The organism is Cupriavidus sp. OTU4054 (assembly GCF_038440175.1).
Classification (GTDB): Bacteria; Pseudomonadota; Gammaproteobacteria; order Burkholderiales; family Burkholderiaceae; genus Cupriavidus; species Cupriavidus pauculus_D.
Window position 1 is genome coordinate 503,016 of the sequence record NZ_JASATF010000001.1, and the last position, 17,382, is coordinate 520,397.

Consider the following 17,382-nt stretch of genomic DNA (forward strand, 5'->3'; position numbering starts at 1 on the left):
TTGCAAAAGCCCAATTTATCTGGTTTGCGCGCCCATCACAAGATAGATATTCTGCACCGATCGATTTCCAACCCATCCCGCTCGAAGGAACCCCGCATGTTCGGCATCACCGGAGGCCTGGTCCTGCTGGCCGCAGTGCTCCACGCAAGCTGGAACGCCCTCCTCCACGGCAATCGGGACCGCGCGTTATCCATGACGTGGATGAGCATCGCGATCGCGGCCGTCGCCACGGCCGTCATTCCGCAGGTTCCGCTCCCTTCCGCCGCGGCATGGCCGTATATCGTCGCGTCGGGGCTCGTGCATAACGCGTACAACCTCGCGCTGATCCAGTCATACAAGCGCGGCGATCTCGGGCAGGCCTATCCGATCGCCCGTGGCACATCGCCGTTGCTCGTGGCGCTGGGCGCCGCGCTATTCGCGGGCGAGCGCCTCGACCCGCTGCATGCATTCGGGGTGTTGCTGGTCTCGGCCGGCATCGTCGCCCTGGCGCTGCAACGCAGCCATACCACGCGCGCCGGCATCGCCATCGCACTGGTCACGGGTGCGACCATCGCGCTCTATACGGTGATCGACGGCATCGGCGTGCGGCATACCGACGGACAGCCCATCGCCTATACCGCGTGGATGTTCGTGTTCTACTGGGCAATGCCGGCCTGGTTCATCGCCACACGCGGCTTCCGCGCGCTGTGGGCGCCCGTCCGCGCCAACCCCGCATCGGTCGGCGCCTCGATCGGCGGCGGCCTGCTGTCCATCGCCGCGTACGGCATCGTGATCTGGGCACTGCAGTCGGACGCGATGAGCGGCGTGTCCGCGCTGCGCGAGACGAGCGTCGTCTTCGCCGTGCTGATCGGACGCGTGGCCCTCAAGGAAACCGTGAGCGCCATGCGGTGGGTGGCGTGCAGCGTGGTGACCGTGGGCGCCATATGCCTGGGGGTCTGAACCCACCGTTGCACCGCGCGCCGCCATCCCGCAATATCCCTTTATCACGTGGAGAACAAACGCATGACCACCCCATCCGAATCCCCCCTGATCCTGGTCACCGGCGGCAGCCGGGGCGTCGGCGCGGCCACGGCCAGACTGGCGGCCGCAAAGGGCTACGACGTCGCCATCAGCTACGTCTCGAACGCATCGGCCGCGGATGCGGTCGTCGCCGATATCAAGGCGATCGGCCGCCGCGCGCTGGCCATCCGCGCCGACAGCGCCGACCCGAAACAGGTGGAAGGCATGTTCGACGCCATCGACCAGAAATTCGGACGCATCGATGTGCTCGTGAACAACGCGGCCATGCTGTCGCTGCAGTCGCGGCTCGAAGACCTGAGCTACGAACGCATGCAACGGATCTTCGCGGTCAACACGATCGGCCCGATCCTCTGCGCCCAGCAGGCCATCCGGCGCATGTCCCACCGCCACAACGGCAAGGGCGGCTCCATCGTCAACGTGTCGTCGGCGGCGGCGAGGCTCGGCAGCCCCAACGAATACATCGACTACGCGGCGTCGAAAGGTGCGCTGGAAACGTTCACCACGGGACTGGCCAAGGAACTCGCCCGCGAAGGCATCCGCGTGAACTGCGTCCGTCCCGGGCATATCTATACCGAGATGCACGCCAGCGGCGGCGAACCGGGCCGCGTGGACCGCGTCAAGGACTCGATCCCGATGGGCCGCGGCGGCCAGCCCGAAGAAGTCGCACGCGCGATCCTGTGGCTGGCGAGCGATGAGGCTTCGTTCGTGACGGGGACGTTCCTCGATGCGACAGGGGGGAAATGATCGGGGGAAACGAGCCGCGCGCGCGGCCGGTCAGGCCGCCGGCTTTTTCGCCGACGCGAGACGATTGCCCTTCCCCCGCGTGGCCAGCCAGCAAAGAATCGACCCCGCCACGACCATTGCCGCGCCCTTCCAGAATGCCAGCGACAAGGGTGCGCGCAGCAACATGGCCGCGAGCGCGGCAGACAGCACCGGGATGAAATACGATGCACCCGCCAGCACGGTCACGTTGCCATGCAGGATGCCAACGTTCCACGCGGCATAGCCAAACCCCATGGCGCAGGCCGCGAGCGCAAGGTAGACGACACCCGCGACATCGAACGCCATGGTCTCCCCGCCCGTGAACAGATACTTGCCCCACAGCACGAGCGCGGTCAGGATAAAAAACAGCGTGACACCGTTCTTCCCCTCCGCCATCCGCGCGGTCACGGCGCAATACCCGGCCCAGATCATCGCCCCGGCAAACGCCAGCCCATAACTCAGCGGGTTGTCTCGAACATTGGCCGTCATGCTCGCGACATCGAGCCCGACATCCCCGCCGAGCACGGAACAGACACCCAGTATCGCGACGAGAACGCCGGGCACGATCAGCCAGTTGGCCCGCTGTCCATTGAACACAATCGCCGCCAGCATGGTGAACGTCGGCCAGAGGTAATTGACCATCCCCACCTCGATGGCCTGCCGGCCGGTATTGGCATAGCCAATCGACAGCGACAGGCAGACCTCGTACGAGACGAAAAGAAGACTGCCCCAGACGCGATACGCGCGCGGCAATGCGTTCAGCCTCACGGGGCCGACCGAGAACCACAACAACACGGATGCGACCGTATAGATCAGCGCCGCCCCACCCGTCGCGCCGAAATGATCGCTGACGCCACGGATCAGACCGACGATCGAACTCCAGAGAACGACGGCGAGGAGGCCGACGAGGGTGGCCTGTTTCGGGGTGGGTGGGACTGCCATGACGTCACCGGCTTGAACGGAAGGGCGAACATTCTACTGGACGCCGCCGGCGGCCTCGTGTCACACCTTCGATGCGTCCCAGGCCGACAGGATCCGCGTGATCGCGGCATCGAGCGTCGCGTGCCGGGCGCCATCGCGCGCCAGCGTGGAAACGCCGAGCAGGAATCCGTCGAACACGGCCGCCAACGCCCTGGGGTCGGTCTCCGGATGCAGTTCACCGTCGTCGATCCCGCGCTGCACGCACGCCACGAAGCCCGCCCTGGTCCGCGCCCGTGAGCGCGTCAGCGGCTCGACCAGCGCCGCGTGTTCTTCGGACGGCGCGCTCATGGTGCCCAGGGCGACCATGCACCCCTTGGGATGTCCACGCTCGCACTGCATCCGTACGGACTGGCGCAGCGCGGTCTCGATGGCATCGCGCGGCGCGAGTTCCGTGTCCCACAGGCATTCCGTCACCTGCGCATAGGTAGAGAGGTATCGCTCCATGCATTCCTGGAACAACGACTCCTTGGAGCCGAACGCGGCATAGAAGCTTGGCGCCGAGATGCCATCGCCTATACCGGCCTTCAACTGGCTCAGCGAGGTCGATTCATAGCCATGTTTCCAGAAGATATGCAGCGCTTGTTCCACCGCCTTGTCGCGGTCGAACGTTCGAGGGCGTCCCATGACGGCCATGACGAACTCCAGAAGACTGTCCTGACTAACATACTAAACGATACAGAAGTTGTTGACCATCCCTGTCCGCGCTAGTAATGTACCGATCATTACATATGTTGGACGACCTCCGTGACCACGCTTACCTCGACAGACATCAACACCGGCGGCGAGCGCCTGCCGCTGGGCGCGCTTCTCGCACTCGCAATGACCGGTTTCCTCTGCATCATCACCGAGACCCTGCCGGCCGGGCTCCTGCCCCAGATCGCGGCGGGGCTCGGTATCTCGACGTCGCTGGCCGGCCAGACGGTCACGGCCTATGCGCTGGGCTCGCTGCTCGCGGCCATTCCGCTGACCATCGCCACGCGTGGCTGGCCCCGGCGGCACGTGCTGTTGCTGACCGTCGCCGGTTTTCTCGTCTTCAATTCGGTTACCGCCGTGTCATCGAACTACTGGCTGACCCTCGCGGCACGCTTCCTTGCCGGTGTGGCGGCGGGGCTCGCGTGGAGCCTTCTTGCCGGCTATGCACGCCGGATGGTGCCGCCGCATCAGCAGGGCAAGGCACTCGCCGTAGCCATGGTCGGCACGCCAGTCGCGCTGTCTCTGGGTGTTCCGGTCGGGACATGGCTCGGTACCGTGCTCAACTGGCGCATTGCATTCGCGATGATGTCGGGCCTGACACTGGTGCTGATGGTCTGGATCCTCGCCAAGGTGCCGAACTACCCCGGACAAGCCGGCCACGAGCGCCTGCCCCTGCTCCGGGTGTTCACCACGCCCGGCGTTCGCCCCGTGCTGGCGGTGGTCATCGCGTGGATGCTGGCCCATAACCTCCTCTACACCTATGTGGCCCCATTCGTTGCGCAGGCGGGTCTGGCCGGGCGCGTCGACGCGGTACTGCTGATCCTCGGCGCGGCCGCGCTCGTCGCCATCGGCTTCGCGGGCCGCCTCGTCGATCGCCACTTGCGCGCGGCGGTGCTGGTCAGCCTGCTGACCTTCGCCGTGGTATCGCTGCTGTTTATCTGGTTCGCGCGCGCACCGGCGGCCGTGTATGCGGGCACCGCGGTATGGGGGCTGACCTTCGGCGGCGCGGCGACGCTGTTGCAGACCGCGCTGGCGGACACGGCCGGCGACGGCGCCGACGGCGCCCTGTCGATGAATGTCGTGGCCTGGAACGGCGCCATCGCGGGCGGTGGCCTTCTCGGAGGCGTGCTGCTGAATATGTGGGGGGTGTCGTCGTTTCCGCCCGTGCTCGTGCTATTGCTGGCCATCGGATTTGCCATTGCATGGTCGGCGCGCGCGCATGGCTTCAGACCGGGGGCGCGCCATGGATGACGACGCCGGTTTCCACGCGCATATATCGCATCAGGCACCTTCATGGAAAGTGTTTGACTGATCGAACAGTCAGCATTTAGACTGATCAGACCTTCAACGCAAAGGACGAGAAATGGAAAATCAAACACCGAGGCGCGCGCAGGATCCGGTCATTCGCCGCATCGTTACCGGCCATGACGCCAACGGCCGCGCGATCGTTCTCGAAGATCGCGCCGCGCCTTCCATCCGGCACAACCCCGCCCATCATGGGCATGTCTCGGTGGAAATGTGGAAGACGGAAGGCGCACCGGTCGCGGTAACGGCCGAGGAAGCCGATCCGACGACGGGCCCCAAGCAGATCCACCCGCCGGAACGCGGCACGGTGTTTCGGATTTCGGAGATTCCTCCCGAAACCGAGGAAATGCGAAACATGGGTCCAGAACAGGTCGCGGAAGTCTTCAAGGCCTTCGGCAACGACACCATTTCCACGTTCGGAAAAGCGCAGCGGCATCCGTTCATGCACCGCACCGAGTCCGTGGACTATGCGGTGGTCCTGGAGGGCGAGGTCTATCTGGTTCTCGACGATAGCGAAGTGCTGGTTTCCGCTGGCGACGTGGTCATCCAGCGCGGGACGAACCATGCATGGAGCAATCGCTCGGGCAAGCCCGTGCGCATGCTCTACGTCCTGATCGACGGCAAGTTCGACGACGCGCTCAGGACGAAGTTCTGAGCCGCGCGCGACGCGCCTAGCTTCCCTGCGTCGATGTCGCGAAATAATGCGCGTGCCGCCTGATCAGGTTGGCCATATGGTCGGCGATCGGCAGCAGTGGCGTGCTGCTGCGCCTGACCAGGCTGATGCTGTAGCTCGGCAGCGGCTCGACGAGCCTCAGGGCCTGCAGGGAGTCGGACGACCCCGGCTGCTCGATCATGATGCGCGGCAGCGCGCAGAGCATATCGCTCTGCACGAGCAGCGTGTTGAGCGTCCACGTCATGTCGCACTGGAGCAGGCGCGTCGGCCGCGGTAATCCGCGCTGCCGGAACGCTTCAAGAATCGCCGACCCGGGACCCTTGCCCACGGGTCCCGTCAGCACCCATACGGCGCCGGCGAGCTCGGCCAGCGATCGCGCCTGACCGAGCGGATGGCCGCGACGGCATACGACGACCAGGTCGTTATAGAAAAGGTGCTCGACGTCCAGCGTGGATTCCCGTTCCTCCGGGACGGCCACGATGGCCATGTCGAGACTGCCCTGATGCAGCGGGCCGATATGGTCGAAGTAGGACCCCCCGAACATGTTGACGTTCACGGCCGGATACCGCCGCTGGAAGTCCTTCAGCACACCGGGCATCAGCGCGACGCCGGCCGACGGGCCGACACCCATCGAGAGCGCCCCCTCCAGCTTGCCGTGCCGCTGCGCGATGTCCTCGGCAGCCTTGTTGGCCTGCGAGTCAATCAGCCGGGCGTGCGCGAGCAATGCCTCGCCGGCCTCGGTGAGCACGACGCCGCGCGACCGGCGCTCGATCAGCACCACATGCAGCCCCTCCTCCAGCGAGCGAATGTTCTTCGCCAGCGCTGGCGCCGTCACGCCGCGGCTCCGGGCCGCGCCTCTGAGGCTTCCCATATCCGCCACGGAAATAAAGTCGCGTAGTTGCTGCAGTGTCATCGCATCGAGCCGGAAGACTGATTACCCTGGGTATACGAAGTGTGCTCAGAGTACACCAACGGCTTTCTTGCCGTTGGTAAATTTCCAGTCATGGCCCCGTTGCCACAAAAAAGAAACAGCCCTTCAGGCTGAGACGAGGAGACAGACATGGAACGCATCAGGAAGGCCCTCGCGGCCGCGATATTCGCTATGGCGTCGATGCTCGCCGCCACGTCCGCACCGGCCGCGGAGTACCCGGCCAGGGCGGTCACCGTCTACGTCGGATTCGCGGCGGGCGGCCCGACCGACGCCGTCGCGAGGCTGCTTGCGGAAGGGTTGACCAGAAAGTTCGGCCAGCCGTTCGTGATCGACAACCGCCCCGGTGCCAGCGGCGAGCTCGCCGCCAACCTGCTGAAGAAAGCCGCCCCCGACGGCTACACGCTGATGGTGGGTGCCAACGGCACGCTCGCCATCCTCCCCGCGGTGAAGAAGGGACTCGGTTACAACCCCCTTGTCGATTTCACTTCCATCGCGCCGGTTGCCCGGTTTCCGTATTACCTCGTCGTCTCCCGCGACTCCACGCTGACCTCGTATCAGGATCTGGTCCAGGCGGGACGCACGCCGGGCAAGGGCCTGACCTTCGGCTCCGCGGGACCCGGATCGGCCAACCATCTGGCGGGCGAATGGTTCTCGAAAAAGGCCGGCATCCACGCCACGCATGTTGCGTACAAGGGCGACGCCGCGGCGCTGAGCGACCTGATCGCCAACCGCATCGACTTCGCGTTTCTCGCCGGCTCGCTGGTCCTCGCGCAGGCCCAGTCGAAGAACCTCAGGATCCTGGGGTCGTCCGCATCGTCGGCCGATGTGGGCCGGCCAGGCATCCCCGTGCTGGGCAGCGCGTCCCTGCCCGGATTCTCGGCCGAACCCTGGAATGGGTTGCTCGGCCCCGCCGGCCTGCCGCGCGACATCGTCGGCAAGCTCAATGCCGCGGTCAACGACATCATGGGGAGCGAGCGCGTGGCCACCCGCCTCAGGGAAATGGATCAGTACCCGTTCCCCGGTTCCCCCGGCAGTTTTGCCGATCACATCCGCGTGCAGACGCAACGCACCGCGGACATCGTCCGAACGTCGGGCCTCACGTTCGAGTAATCAGGAGCATTCACATGAAAGCAGGATTCATCGGCCTTGGCCGAATGGGATTCGCATTGGCAACGCATCTGCGACGCAACGACGTGAACGTCGCCGTGTTCGATCTCCATCCGGACCCCGTGGAAAAACTTGCCGCGCTGGGCGCGCGCGCCGGCACCAGTGTCCGGGACGTGGCCGAACAGGCGGATGTCGTCTTCACGATGCTGCCCGGACCGCGGCAATCGCGCGACGTCGTGCTCGGCGCCGATGGCGTGCTGGCCCATATGCGCCCCGGTGCGCTGTTCGTCGAGCTCAGCACGATCGATATCGATACCGTTGACGACATCGCCCGCGCCGCCAACGAAAAGGGCATCCGGTTTGCCGACGCCCCGGTCGGCCGGCTCGCGACGAACGCCGATCGCGGAGAGTCGCTGTTCATGGTCGGCGCCAGCGATGCCGACTTCGAAGCCGTGCGGTCCATTCTGCTCAGGATGGGCACCACGGTCCAGCACTGCGGCAATCCGGGCGCCGGCACGCGGATGAAGCTCATCAACAACCTCATGGTGCTGTGCTACTGCCAGCTCAATTCCGAGGCGCTGGTCCTCGCCAGTTCGCTGGGCATGGACGTGAAGAAGACCTTCGATGTGCTGACGGGCACCACGGCCTCGAATGGCCAGCTCAAGGAGAAGTGGCCCATCAAGGTACTCAAGGGCGACCTCACGCCCGGCTTCGACATTGCCCTCGGATTCAAGGACCTGACGCTCGCCTGCCAGGCCGCGCAATCCAGCGGCGTCTCGCTGCCCGTCGGCAACCTCGTGCGGAGCATGTTCCAGCTGGCACGCAACGCCGGCTACGACGGCAACGACACATCGTCGATGACGGAGTTCTGGGCGAATGCCAACGGCATCGCCGCCCCCCGCTGCTAGTCGGCACCGCGACTCTGGTGTCCCACTTTGTAAAGGCCTGACAATTGAACTACGCACAATTCATCGCCGGCCAGTTCCGGCAAGGCGCCTCCGGCAAGTACATCCACATCTTCAACCCGGCCAATGGCCAGCCGCTGGGCGAATACGCCTGCGCGTCCGAAGCGGACGTCGAGCAGGCCATCTCCGCGGCTGCGGATGCCTTCCGCAGCTGGCGGGTCAGGTCGCCGCTGGAGCGCTCTTCCCTCTTGCGCCGCGTTGCCGAGCTGATGAAAGAACGCGAGGAAGCATTCGCGCGGCAGATCTCGCTGGAACTCGGCAAGCCCATCGCGGAGTCCCGCAAGGAAGTCGCCACGGCATGGGAGATGTTCGAATGGTCGGCGGAGGAAGCCCGCCGGCTCTACGGGCGCGTCATTCCCGCGCGCACCCGTGGCACCACGCAGACCATGCTGCTGGAACCCATGGGTCCCGTCGCGGCGTTCGCGGGGTGGAACGCGCCGGCCATCACCCCCGCGCGCAAGATCAGCGGCGCGCTCGCCGCCGGCTGCACCGTCGTGCTGAAGCCATCGGAGGAGACGGCCGGCGTAGCGCTGCTCCTGGCGCAGGCGATCCAGGACGCCGGCATTCCCGACGGCGTCGTGAACATGGTGTTTGGCGACGCCGCGGAGATTGCCGGGCAACTGTGCGGCTCGCCGAAGATCGCCATGCTCACCTTCACCGGGGCGACCGCGGTCGGCAAGACGCTGGGCGCCCAGGCGGCCAGCACGCTGAAACGGGCAACGCTGGAACTGGGCGGCCATGCGCCCGTCATCGTCACGGCCGACGTCGATGTCGATCGCGTCGTCAAGGCCGCGGTGGCCACGAAGTTCAGGAACTCGGGCCAGTTCTGCGTATGCCCGACGCGGTTCCTGATCGACGAACGGATCTTCGCGCGGTTCTCGGCGCAGTTCGCCAGCGCTGCCCAGGCGTGGCGCGTCGGCGACCCGTTCGATCCGGCCACGCAGATGGGCCCGTTGAAAAACCAGCGCCGTCTCGACGCCGTCGAACGGCTCGTCGACGATGCGCGCGGCCGCGGGCTCGAGATCGCGGCAGGCGGGCAACGCATCGACGCACCGGGCTTCTACTATCGCCCGACCGTGATCCTCCAGCCTGGCGCGGACAGCGACGTTTCCAATATCGAGCCGTTCGGCCCGATTGCGCTGCTGAGCGCCTTCACGGACCTGGACGCGGCGATCGCCGAAGCCAACCGGCTGCCTTTCGGCCTCGCTGCCTACGGCTTCACGAACCATCTGGGTACCGCGGACCGCCTCGCGCACGAGATCGAAGCCGGCGCGGTGTGCATCAACGAGTGGCAGGCTTCGCTGCCAGAGACGCCTTTCGGCGGCTACAAGGACAGCGGACTGGGATCCGAGGGCGGCATCGAGGGACTTCGCGAGTTCCTGCGCGTCAAGTGCGTTCGCCAGAGCGCAGGCACCTGACACGTCGGGCATCCGAGCAGGCATGGAGACAAACAACATGAATACCCTAAGCAATGTCGCGACGGTCCCGGAGACCGTCCGGACGCCGGCGTCCATCCGCAAGGTCGTCTGGGCGGGTGCCATCGGCACGTTGATCGAGTACTACGACTACACCGTCTACGCGTTTCTTGCCACGACCCTCGCCACCCTGTTCTTTCCGGACATGGGGGAACTGGCGCTGCTCTACACGTTCGCCGTGTTCGGCGTCGCATTCGTCGTTCGCCCCCTGGGCGGCATCGTGCTGGGCGCGCTGGCCGACCGCTATGGCCGCAAACCGGCGCTGCTCGTGTCGGTCGTGATGATGGTCGCCGCGACCGCCCTGATCGGTTTGCTTCCCGGCTATGCCAGCGCGGGGCTCGTCGCGCCGGTGCTGCTTTGCCTTCTGCGATGCGTGCAGGGCTTTGCCGCGGGCGGCGAGATGGGCGGCGCGGTGGCATACGTGGCCGAAGTCGCGCCGGCCCCGCGGCGCGCGGCCCTCACGAGCGCGACGCAGATCGGTTGCCTGGCCGGCACCATGGGCGGCGCGATCGCCGTGGCGCTGCTCAACGCCGCCCTGACCCCCGAAGACCTGCATGCCTGGGGATGGCGCATCCCGTTCCTCGTCTCCGCGCCCATGGGCGTGATTGCGCTGTTCATCCGCCACCGGATGGAAGAGACGCCCGACTTCATGCGCATGGAGAACCAGAGCAAGCTCGAGAAGGTGCCGACGCTCGCGCTGCTGCGCGACTATCCGAAAGGCGTGCTGGCCATCGCCTGTATCGGATGCTGCGCGATGGCGGGCTACTACATCCCCTTTACCTACTTCGTCACGTATTTCCAGAAGCAGCAGATCATGTCGGCCCAGATGGCGGGCTGGTCCGCGACCCTGTCGATGATCGTCGCGGCAATCGCGATCTATCCGTTCGGCGTGCTCTCCGACCGCATCGGGCGCAGGCCGATGCTGATCGGCGCGAACCTCTGCTTCATCGCGTTCAGCTATCCGCTGTTCATGGCGATGCAGACATCGCTGTCCTGGGCGATCTTCGCGCAGATCGCGCTCGGACTGTTCGAAGCCGCCTATCTGTCCACGAACTACACGCTGTACTGCGAGCTGCTTCCGACCAAGGTCCGTACGAGCGGCATCAACCTCGGCATCAGCGTTGCCGCCATCGTCGCGGGCGGTTCCGCGCCGTACCTGGCCACATGGCTGATCGCGACGACGGGCTCGACCACGTCACCCGCGTGGATACTGATCGGTGCGGCGCTCATCTCCTGCGCCGTCGTCCTCGGCATCGGGGAAACGGCCGGAAAGGCCTTGCGGACGGAGTAAGACCATGACGCTGCGATCGCAAACCCCTGCCGCGGAGGATCCGCCCGTCCTGCACCCTCCCCGGCTGCCCCACGCCTGGTACACGACGGCGCCTGAAGCGCCGATCGACCCGGAGCGCCCCATCATCGACGCGCACTTTCATTTTTCCGATCACTGGGCCGGCTATCGGCTGGAGGACCAGTTGCGCGACGCGGCGGCCGGCCATCGCATCGACGCGACGATTTTCATGCAGGTCGGCTGGAAATACCGGACCCGTGGCCCCGAGCATCTTCGGCCCGTAGGCGAAACGGAAGCCGTCGTGGCGCTGGCGGAACAGGCCGCATCGCGGCGCACGCCGACGCGGATTGCCGCGGGCATCGTCGGCTATGCGGACCTGTGCCTCGGCGATGCCGTGACCGAAGTGCTGGACGCGCACGAAGCGGCCGCCCGAGGCCGATTCCGGGGCATCCGGTGCGCCGCGGCACGGCATCCGTCGTTCCGGTTCGGCGTGTTGCCGCGGCCTCCGGCCGGACTGTACGCCCTGCCCGGCTTCCGGGCAGGATTGCGCCGGCTGTCCGCGCGAAACCTAGTTTTCGATGCCTGGATCTACCACACCCAGCTGCAGGAAGTCATCGACCTGGCGCGCGCGGTACCGGACGCCACCATCGTGCTGAATCACGTCGGCGGCATCCTCGGCGTCGGCGATTACGCGGGGCGGCGTGACGAGGCCTTTCGCGAGTGGATCACGCCGATCCAGACGCTGGCCGCATGCCCGAACGTGTTCGTCAAGATCGGTGGCTACGGCATTGCCACGTTCGGGTTCCAGACCGAATCGATGCCCGCGCCGCCGTCTTCGGCCACGCTCGCCGAGCTGTGGCGCCCGTCGGCGGAGGTCGTGATCGAAGCATTCGGCGCCGCCCGGTGCATGTTCGAAAGCAATTTCCCCGTCGATCGATCATCGGGCCATTACGCGACGGTGTGGAACGCGTTCAAGAGAATCGCGCAGCTTGCCACGGAGGACGAGAAGAACGACCTCTTTCATGGCACGGCCGCGCGCGTGTACCGGATCGGGGCTGCCGCCTAACTGACCGAGACGGTCCCGTCATCGCCATCGTGCGCGGCATGATGGATGGCTTCGACGATTGGCTCGTACGCCGTGCATCGGCAGAGATTGCCGCTGATGGCATGGCGTATCTCGTCTCGCGTGGGAGACGGATTCCTTCTCAACAGGTCCGCGGCCACGACAAGCATGCCGCTCGTGCAGAACCCGCACTGGAACGCATTGTGGGAAATGAACGCCCGCTGCAGCGCTTCGATGGCATCGAGGCCCTCGATGGTTCGCACGTCGTTACCGTCGATCGACGCCGCGAGCACCAGGCATGCTTTCCTGACCTCGCCATCCAGCAGCACACTGCAGGCCCCGCAGTCCCCGGTCAGGCATCCGACCCGGGTGCCCTTTGCATCGAGCCCGTCACGAATCAGTTCGACGAGCAGCAGCCGGCTATCCGCTTTTGCCGCGCGCGGCGTGCCATTCAGCACGAGGTTGATCGTCTTCGTCGTTGTCATGCGTCTACCTCTTCGATCACGGCGCGGAGGTTGCGCCTGATTGCCGCTGGCAATACCGCGCGGCGATAGGAAGCGTCCGCGAGTTCGTCGCTCCAGCCCTCGCCCGCGCCAGCCATGGTCTCCGCGACGATGGCGTCGAGCCATGCATCGCCGTGGAGGCCCGCGCCCGGGAAGGCACGTGACACGACGACCGGGCGCGGCGTGGCCGCCCCCACGGCGAGGCGAACGCGCGCGGGCTCGCCCAGTCGCACCGCGCAGGCCACGGTCACGATGGGCCACGAGCTCGCACACGCCTTGTACTTCTGGTATCGCCAGACCTCCGGGGCCCGCGCAAGCGGAATCTCGATATGCGTCAGCAACTCGTCGGGCCGGCGCGCGGTGTGGAACGCGCCAAGGAAGTAATCACCGGCCGCGACACTGCGCGTGCCATCCGCGGAATGCAGCAGGAAGGCGGCCTCCAGTGCGCAGAGGCATGCCGGCGCATCGGACGCCGGGTTGGCGAACGCAGCGGAACCGCCCAGCGTGCCCTGGTTCCAGATCGACGGGCCGCCGGTGACCTGTTCCGCCATCATGCGGAGCAGCGGCAGATGTTCGGCCACGACGGGCGAGGCCAGCAATTGCGCATAGCTCGTCATCGCGCCAATGCGCACATGCGTGTCCGTCAGCACGACCGTGTCCAGATGCAGGCGCGACAGGCCGACGACGTGCTTCCAGCGGACCTGATTGGCCGACATTGCCGGAACCAGCATGGTGCCGCCGCCGATGACCGTCGCCTCTCCCGCGAATTGCCGCAGCAGCCCGGCGGCCTCCGTCAGGGAGGCCGGCCGATGAAACTCGAAAACCTCGCCGATCATGCATGCCTCCCGCTCAACGCCGCGATCACTCGCGCGGGGGTAGCCGGCACATGCTCGAGCTGCGTCTCGCCGCCCAGTGCATCCGCCACCGCGTTGGAGACGGCCGCGAGCGCGCCGCCCACGCCCGATTCGCCCGCCCCTTTCATGCCGAGCGGATGAAACGGATTCGGCGTCGTAAGGTGGCCCACACGTATGGGGGGAAGGTCCGTCGCGCGCGGCAACAGATAGCTCTTGAATCGGTCGGTGATCATCCGGTGCCCGGTGTCGTACTTCAGTTCCTCGTAGAGCGCCGTGCCGATCCCCATGGCCACCGCGCCCCGCAATTGCCCCTCCACCAGCTGGGGATTGATCATCACGCCACAGTCGTGGACCACGGCGTAGTCGAGCAAGCGGGAATTTCCCAGCTCCGTATCGACCTCGATCGCCACCGCATGCACGGAATAGGAGAACGTCGGATATGTCGCGATCCTTCCCTGCGCGTCGGGTTCCACCCGGACATTGGCGGGCGCGAAGCTGCGCGTGACCTCCAGCGGCAGCGCGACATTCGCGGCCACGGTGAACGGCCGGACGTGCACACCGAGCGCAATGTCCGCGATCGACACCTTCCGGTCCGTATTGCCAAGCCATGCAAAGCCGTCCCGCAGCGCGATGTCCGCCTTGCCGCCGCCGAGCATGTTGGCGGCACACTGCGCCAGCTTGTCGCGCAGCTCGCGCGCGGCAAGCAGCGCGGCCGTCCCGCCATACATCAGTGCCCGGCTGCTCGCATTGCCGGTGCCTACCGGCGTGACATCGGTGTCGCCCTGCGTGACCATGACCTGGTCGACGCGCAGGCCCAGTTCGCCCGCCACCATCTGCGCGATGCCGGTGTCGCTGCCGCTGCCCGGCGAGGTCACGCCGGGCAGCACCTGGATATCGCCCGATGGCGTCAGCCGGACCGTCGAGGTTTCGTAACCGTTCGGGAAATTGCCGGGTCGCGCCCCGCCCTCCGGCGTCAGCTCGAACGCAATGCCGACCCCGATGCGGATCGCATCGGCACGGGTCTCGCGCGCGCGGGCTCGCCATGCGTCGTAGCCGAACATCGGCAGCAGCTGTTCCAGCGCGGCGGGATAGTCGCCGCTATCGACGTTGAGCCCTGAGGGCAGCAGTCGCGGGAGCGCGTCCCTGGGCACGAGGTTGCGCCGGCGAAGCTCGACCGGATCGATGCCCGTGCGCCGCGCCATCAGGTCGATGGCGCGCTCGATGACGAGGTTGCCGATCTCCTTGCCGTACCCGCGAATCGCCTGCCATGGCGCATGATTCGTGATCGCAAGCGCGCATTCCACGTCGCAGTTGTCGATCGTGTAGACGGTCGGGAAGACGGCAGGCGTGACCAGTGCCATGGCCCAGCTGTGGCCCGCGGCCATGATGCCCACGTCGGCCAGGATGCTGTCGCGCCATCCGATCAGCCGCCCGTTCTCGTCCGCCGCGAGCGCGAAGGTGTGGTGCTGCGACCGCGCGCCCGCGAGCAGCGTTTCTCTCCGCTCTTCGACCCACGCCACCGGACGCCCGGTGAGCCTGGCGAACAGCGCGACCAGGACTTCCTCCGGATGCCCCGCCATCTTCAGCCCGAAGGTCCCGCCGATGGCCGGGGCCACGATGCGTACCTGCGTCTCTTTCACGCGCAGGGCGGCCGCAACGAGCCACCGGCTCGTATGGGGATTCTGGAAGGTGCCGGTCAGCACATAGCGCTGCGCCCGACGGTCCCACTCGCCCACGTAGCAGAGCGGTTCCATGGGCGCACTGGTGGAAGGCGCGATGGTCATCGTGCCCTTCACGACATGCGCGGCCCGGGCAAACGCGTCGTCCGCATTGCCCGCTCGGATGCGGTCGCGCATGAGCAGATTGGTTTCCCAGCCCGGCTGGACGATCGGCGCGCCCTCGCGCAACGCGTCGCGGGCATTGACTGTCGGGGTATGCACCGCGTACTCGACCGCCACCTTCGCGACGGCCGCCTGCGCGGCCTGCACCGAGTCGGCGACGATCGCGGCGACGGGCTGGCCAAAATACACGGCCTGATCCACGGCCAGGCATCGGCTTTGCAGTGGCCCGCGGGCGCACGCCGCGGGCAGCGCCATCGCCGCCGGCATGGCATCGCACAATGCCGCGGCCTGAGCGCCGGTCATGCCGGCCACGACGCCAGGCATCGCCAGCGCCGCCGCCATATCGATCGAGACGATCGCCGCGCTGGCGTGCGCGCTTCGCACGATACCGAGGTGAAGCGCGCCAACCGGAATCAGGTCGGCGCTGTAGGCGATGCTCCCGGATACGAAACGATCGCCATCGAGGCGCGTGACGCTGGCGCCCGGTAAGGTTTCACTCATTCGGCCCTCACCCGTTTCACGTTCACGCACAGCATCAGGACGGCGCCGCATACGAGCAGCCCCGTCATCAGATAAAGGCCACTGTTGAGCGTACCGGTCCACGTCTTGAGCCAACCCATCGCGAACGGGCTCACGAACCCGCCCAGCAAACCGATACTGTTGATGAAGGCAATGGCGCCGGCCGCGGCCGGAGACCCGGCAAGGTAATCCGACGCCATCGACCACAGCAGCGGCAGCGTCACGAAGACGGTGGTCGATGCCACGGCAAGAAGCACCAGCGTGACCGTCAGGTCGTGGGCGAAAGCGGGCAACAGCGCCAGTGCCGCGGCACCGACGATCGCGCACAGCGCGCCGTGGATGCGTCGCTCCAGCAGCCGGTCTGAGCTGCGGCAAATCAGGACCATGCCCACCGCGGCGATCCCATAGGGAATCGCGGACAGCCAGCCGATATGCACGACATCCGTCGCGCCGGCGGTTTTCAGGACGGTCGGACCCCAGAAGCTCAACGCATACGTCCCGCAGATGAACGTGAAGTAGGCAAAGCAGATCCGGTACACCTTCGCATCGGTCAGCACCTCGCGCCAGAGCCCGTGCGCGCCGGAGTGAGCGGGCTCGCCATCGGCCTTCAGCGCCGCGCGCAGTTTGTCCTTTTCGGCCGCGCCGAGCCATCGCGCGCCCTCGAAACTGTCATCGAGCGTGAACCAGACGACGAGCCCGAGCAGGACCGCCGGCGCCGCTTCGACGATATACAGCCATTGCCATCCCGCAAGGCCCGCGACATCCGCGAGGCGCGACATGGCCCACCCCGATACGGGACCGCCGATCAGGCCGGCGATCGGAAACCCGGTCATGAACAGCGCGAGGATCTGCCCGCGGCGGCTACGCGGAAACCAGTTGCTGAGGTAATAGACCACGCCGGGAAAGAATCCCGCCTCGAATACGCCAAGCAGGAATCGCAGCACGTAGAACTGCGTGGGCGTGGCGACGGTGGCCATGCAGCAACCGATGATCCCCCAGCAAATCATGATGCGCGCAATCGTCCGTCGCGCGCCGATGCGCTGCAGCAGCAGATTGCTCGGCACTTCGAAGAGAAAGTAGCCGATGAAGAAGATGCCGGCGCCGAGCCCATAGACGGCGTCGCTGAAGCCCAGTTCCTCCTGCATCTGCAGCTTCGCGAACCCGACATTGATGCGGTCGAGGTAGGCGATCACGTAGCAGACGATCAGAAGCGGTATGAGGCGTAGCGCCACCCTGGTGTACAGCGCACGCGGGGACTCCCCCGCGTGCGCGGCGTCAACGCTCAGTTTCATCATGTCCTGTCTCCGGATATAGTTAGTTGACTGATCGAACAGTCAGTAGCATAGGCAAGGCCATCCGCCATGGTCAAGCTCGCTCGGCGCAGGGGATTACCCTGAGTTTT

At 66.3% G+C, this 17,382-nt stretch carries 15 protein-coding genes and 1 pseudogene; 9 read left to right on the top strand and 7 right to left on the bottom strand.

Translation table 11 applies throughout. The features are described 5' to 3' along the window. Positions 1 to 96 precede the first annotated feature (96 nt). Positions 97 to 939 carry a DMT family transporter gene (locus tag AAHB16_RS02540; RefSeq protein WP_342049982.1) on the top strand — a complete coding sequence of 281 codons (843 nt, stop codon included), beginning with the start codon at positions 97 to 99 and terminating at the stop codon, positions 937 to 939. A 63-nt stretch (positions 940 to 1,002) separates the two neighbouring features. Further along, complete coding sequence (locus AAHB16_RS02545) at positions 1,003 to 1,764, top strand: SDR family oxidoreductase (protein ID WP_150372165.1); 762 nt, start codon at positions 1,003 to 1,005, stop codon at positions 1,762 to 1,764. A gap of 30 nt (positions 1,765 to 1,794) precedes the next feature. Here the strand turns inward: AAHB16_RS02545 and yddG are convergent, their stop codons facing one another. Together yddG and AAHB16_RS02555 are read right to left on the bottom strand one after the other, a co-directional pair. Then, positions 1,795 to 2,724 carry an aromatic amino acid DMT transporter YddG gene (gene yddG / locus AAHB16_RS02550; protein ID WP_150372166.1) on the bottom strand — a complete coding sequence of 310 codons (930 nt, stop codon included), beginning with the start codon at positions 2,722 to 2,724 and terminating at the stop codon, positions 1,795 to 1,797. A gap of 60 nt (positions 2,725 to 2,784) precedes the next feature. Then, positions 2,785 to 3,387, bottom strand: coding sequence for a TetR/AcrR family transcriptional regulator (locus AAHB16_RS02555; protein ID WP_342049983.1), 603 nt, complete (start codon positions 3,385 to 3,387; stop codon positions 2,785 to 2,787). A gap of 120 nt (positions 3,388 to 3,507) precedes the next feature. Between AAHB16_RS02555 and AAHB16_RS02560 the strand changes: the two genes are divergently transcribed. Further along, entirely contained in the window at positions 3,508 to 4,707 is a 1,200-nt protein-coding gene (locus tag AAHB16_RS02560) for an MFS transporter (RefSeq protein WP_446718053.1), read from the top strand. Positions 4,708 to 4,819: 112 nt separating this feature from the next. Continuing rightward, positions 4,820 to 5,416: a cupin domain-containing protein gene (locus tag AAHB16_RS02565; RefSeq protein ID WP_150372168.1), complete on the top strand. Its 597-nt coding sequence runs from the start codon at positions 4,820 to 4,822 to the stop codon at positions 5,414 to 5,416. Between the two features lie 16 nt (positions 5,417 to 5,432). Here the strand turns inward: AAHB16_RS02565 and AAHB16_RS02570 are convergent, their stop codons facing one another. After that, on the bottom strand, positions 5,433 to 6,347 hold the full coding sequence (locus AAHB16_RS02570; RefSeq protein WP_150372169.1) for a LysR substrate-binding domain-containing protein: 915 nt from the start codon (positions 6,345 to 6,347) through the stop codon (positions 5,433 to 5,435). A 147-nt stretch (positions 6,348 to 6,494) separates the two neighbouring features. Between AAHB16_RS02570 and AAHB16_RS02575 the strand changes: the two genes are divergently transcribed. The 5 genes and pseudogenes from AAHB16_RS02575 (at position 6,495) to AAHB16_RS02595 (ending at position 12,266) form a co-directional block, all read left to right on the top strand. Further along, positions 6,495 to 7,475 carry a Bug family tripartite tricarboxylate transporter substrate binding protein gene (locus tag AAHB16_RS02575; protein ID WP_223851277.1) on the top strand — a complete coding sequence of 327 codons (981 nt, stop codon included), beginning with the start codon at positions 6,495 to 6,497 and terminating at the stop codon, positions 7,473 to 7,475. Beyond that, positions 7,460 to 8,380, top strand: a pseudogene (locus tag AAHB16_RS02580) (NAD(P)-dependent oxidoreductase); the annotation flags it as partial. The gene AAHB16_RS02575 and the pseudogene AAHB16_RS02580, both read left to right, overlap by 16 nt. Before the next feature lie 44 nt (positions 8,381 to 8,424). Further along, a complete protein-coding gene (locus tag AAHB16_RS02585; protein ID WP_342049984.1) occupies positions 8,425 to 9,855 on the top strand; it encodes an NAD-dependent succinate-semialdehyde dehydrogenase in 1,431 nt (476 codons plus the stop codon). Positions 9,856 to 9,892: 37 nt separating this feature from the next. Continuing rightward, entirely contained in the window at positions 9,893 to 11,203 is a 1,311-nt protein-coding gene (locus AAHB16_RS02590; RefSeq protein ID WP_150372172.1) for an MFS transporter, read from the top strand. A 4-nt stretch (positions 11,204 to 11,207) separates the two neighbouring features. Beyond that, entirely contained in the window at positions 11,208 to 12,266 is a 1,059-nt protein-coding gene (locus AAHB16_RS02595; RefSeq protein WP_342049985.1) for an amidohydrolase family protein, read from the top strand. On the opposite strand, the gene AAHB16_RS02600 is transcribed toward AAHB16_RS02595, so the two are convergent. The 4 genes from AAHB16_RS02600 to AAHB16_RS02615 are packed head-to-tail and all read right to left on the bottom strand — an operon-like array spanning position 12,263 to position 17,275. Continuing rightward, on the bottom strand, positions 12,263 to 12,748 hold the full coding sequence (locus tag AAHB16_RS02600; protein ID WP_150372174.1) for a (2Fe-2S)-binding protein: 486 nt from the start codon (positions 12,746 to 12,748) through the stop codon (positions 12,263 to 12,265). The two genes, AAHB16_RS02595 and AAHB16_RS02600, sit on opposite strands and share 4 nt — an antisense overlap. Continuing rightward, on the bottom strand, positions 12,745 to 13,602 hold the full coding sequence (locus tag AAHB16_RS02605) for an FAD binding domain-containing protein (RefSeq protein WP_342049986.1): 858 nt from the start codon (positions 13,600 to 13,602) through the stop codon (positions 12,745 to 12,747). The genes AAHB16_RS02600 and AAHB16_RS02605 overlap by 4 nt, the downstream gene beginning before the upstream one ends. Further along, positions 13,599 to 15,962: a xanthine dehydrogenase family protein molybdopterin-binding subunit gene (locus tag AAHB16_RS02610; protein ID WP_342049987.1), complete on the bottom strand. Its 2,364-nt coding sequence runs from the start codon at positions 15,960 to 15,962 to the stop codon at positions 13,599 to 13,601. Before AAHB16_RS02610 ends, AAHB16_RS02605 begins: the two co-directional genes overlap by 4 nt. After that, positions 15,959 to 17,275 carry an MFS transporter gene (locus AAHB16_RS02615; RefSeq protein ID WP_150372177.1) on the bottom strand — a complete coding sequence of 439 codons (1,317 nt, stop codon included), beginning with the start codon at positions 17,273 to 17,275 and terminating at the stop codon, positions 15,959 to 15,961. The genes AAHB16_RS02610 and AAHB16_RS02615 overlap by 4 nt, the downstream gene beginning before the upstream one ends. Between the last annotated feature and the right edge of the window lie 107 nt (positions 17,276 to 17,382).

Excerpts from the sequence above, each read along its gene's own strand:
- yddG (WP_150372166.1), bottom strand. The coding sequence starts at position 2,724 with ATGGCAGTCCCACCCACCCCGAAACAGGCCACCCTCGTCGGCCTCCTC.
- AAHB16_RS02565 (WP_150372168.1), top strand. The coding sequence starts at position 4,820 with ATGGAAAATCAAACACCGAGGCGCGCGCAGGATCCGGTCATTCGCCGC.
- AAHB16_RS02545 (WP_150372165.1), top strand. The coding sequence starts at position 1,003 with ATGACCACCCCATCCGAATCCCCCCTGATCCTGGTCACCGGCGGCAGC.
- AAHB16_RS02610 (WP_342049987.1), bottom strand. The coding sequence starts at position 15,962 with ATGAGTGAAACCTTACCGGGCGCCAGCGTCACGCGCCTCGATGGCGAT.
- AAHB16_RS02570 (WP_150372169.1), bottom strand. The coding sequence starts at position 6,347 with ATGACACTGCAGCAACTACGCGACTTTATTTCCGTGGCGGATATGGGA.
- AAHB16_RS02590 (WP_150372172.1), top strand. The coding sequence starts at position 9,893 with ATGAATACCCTAAGCAATGTCGCGACGGTCCCGGAGACCGTCCGGACG.
- AAHB16_RS02615 (WP_150372177.1), bottom strand. The coding sequence starts at position 17,275 with ATGATGAAACTGAGCGTTGACGCCGCGCACGCGGGGGAGTCCCCGCGT.
- AAHB16_RS02555 (WP_342049983.1), bottom strand. The coding sequence starts at position 3,387 with ATGGGACGCCCTCGAACGTTCGACCGCGACAAGGCGGTGGAACAAGCG.
- AAHB16_RS02600 (WP_150372174.1), bottom strand. The coding sequence starts at position 12,748 with ATGACAACGACGAAGACGATCAACCTCGTGCTGAATGGCACGCCGCGC.
- AAHB16_RS02595 (WP_342049985.1), top strand. The coding sequence starts at position 11,208 with ATGACGCTGCGATCGCAAACCCCTGCCGCGGAGGATCCGCCCGTCCTG.
- AAHB16_RS02540 (WP_342049982.1), top strand. The coding sequence starts at position 97 with ATGTTCGGCATCACCGGAGGCCTGGTCCTGCTGGCCGCAGTGCTCCAC.
- AAHB16_RS02575 (WP_223851277.1), top strand. The coding sequence starts at position 6,495 with ATGGAACGCATCAGGAAGGCCCTCGCGGCCGCGATATTCGCTATGGCG.
- AAHB16_RS02605 (WP_342049986.1), bottom strand. The coding sequence starts at position 13,602 with ATGATCGGCGAGGTTTTCGAGTTTCATCGGCCGGCCTCCCTGACGGAG.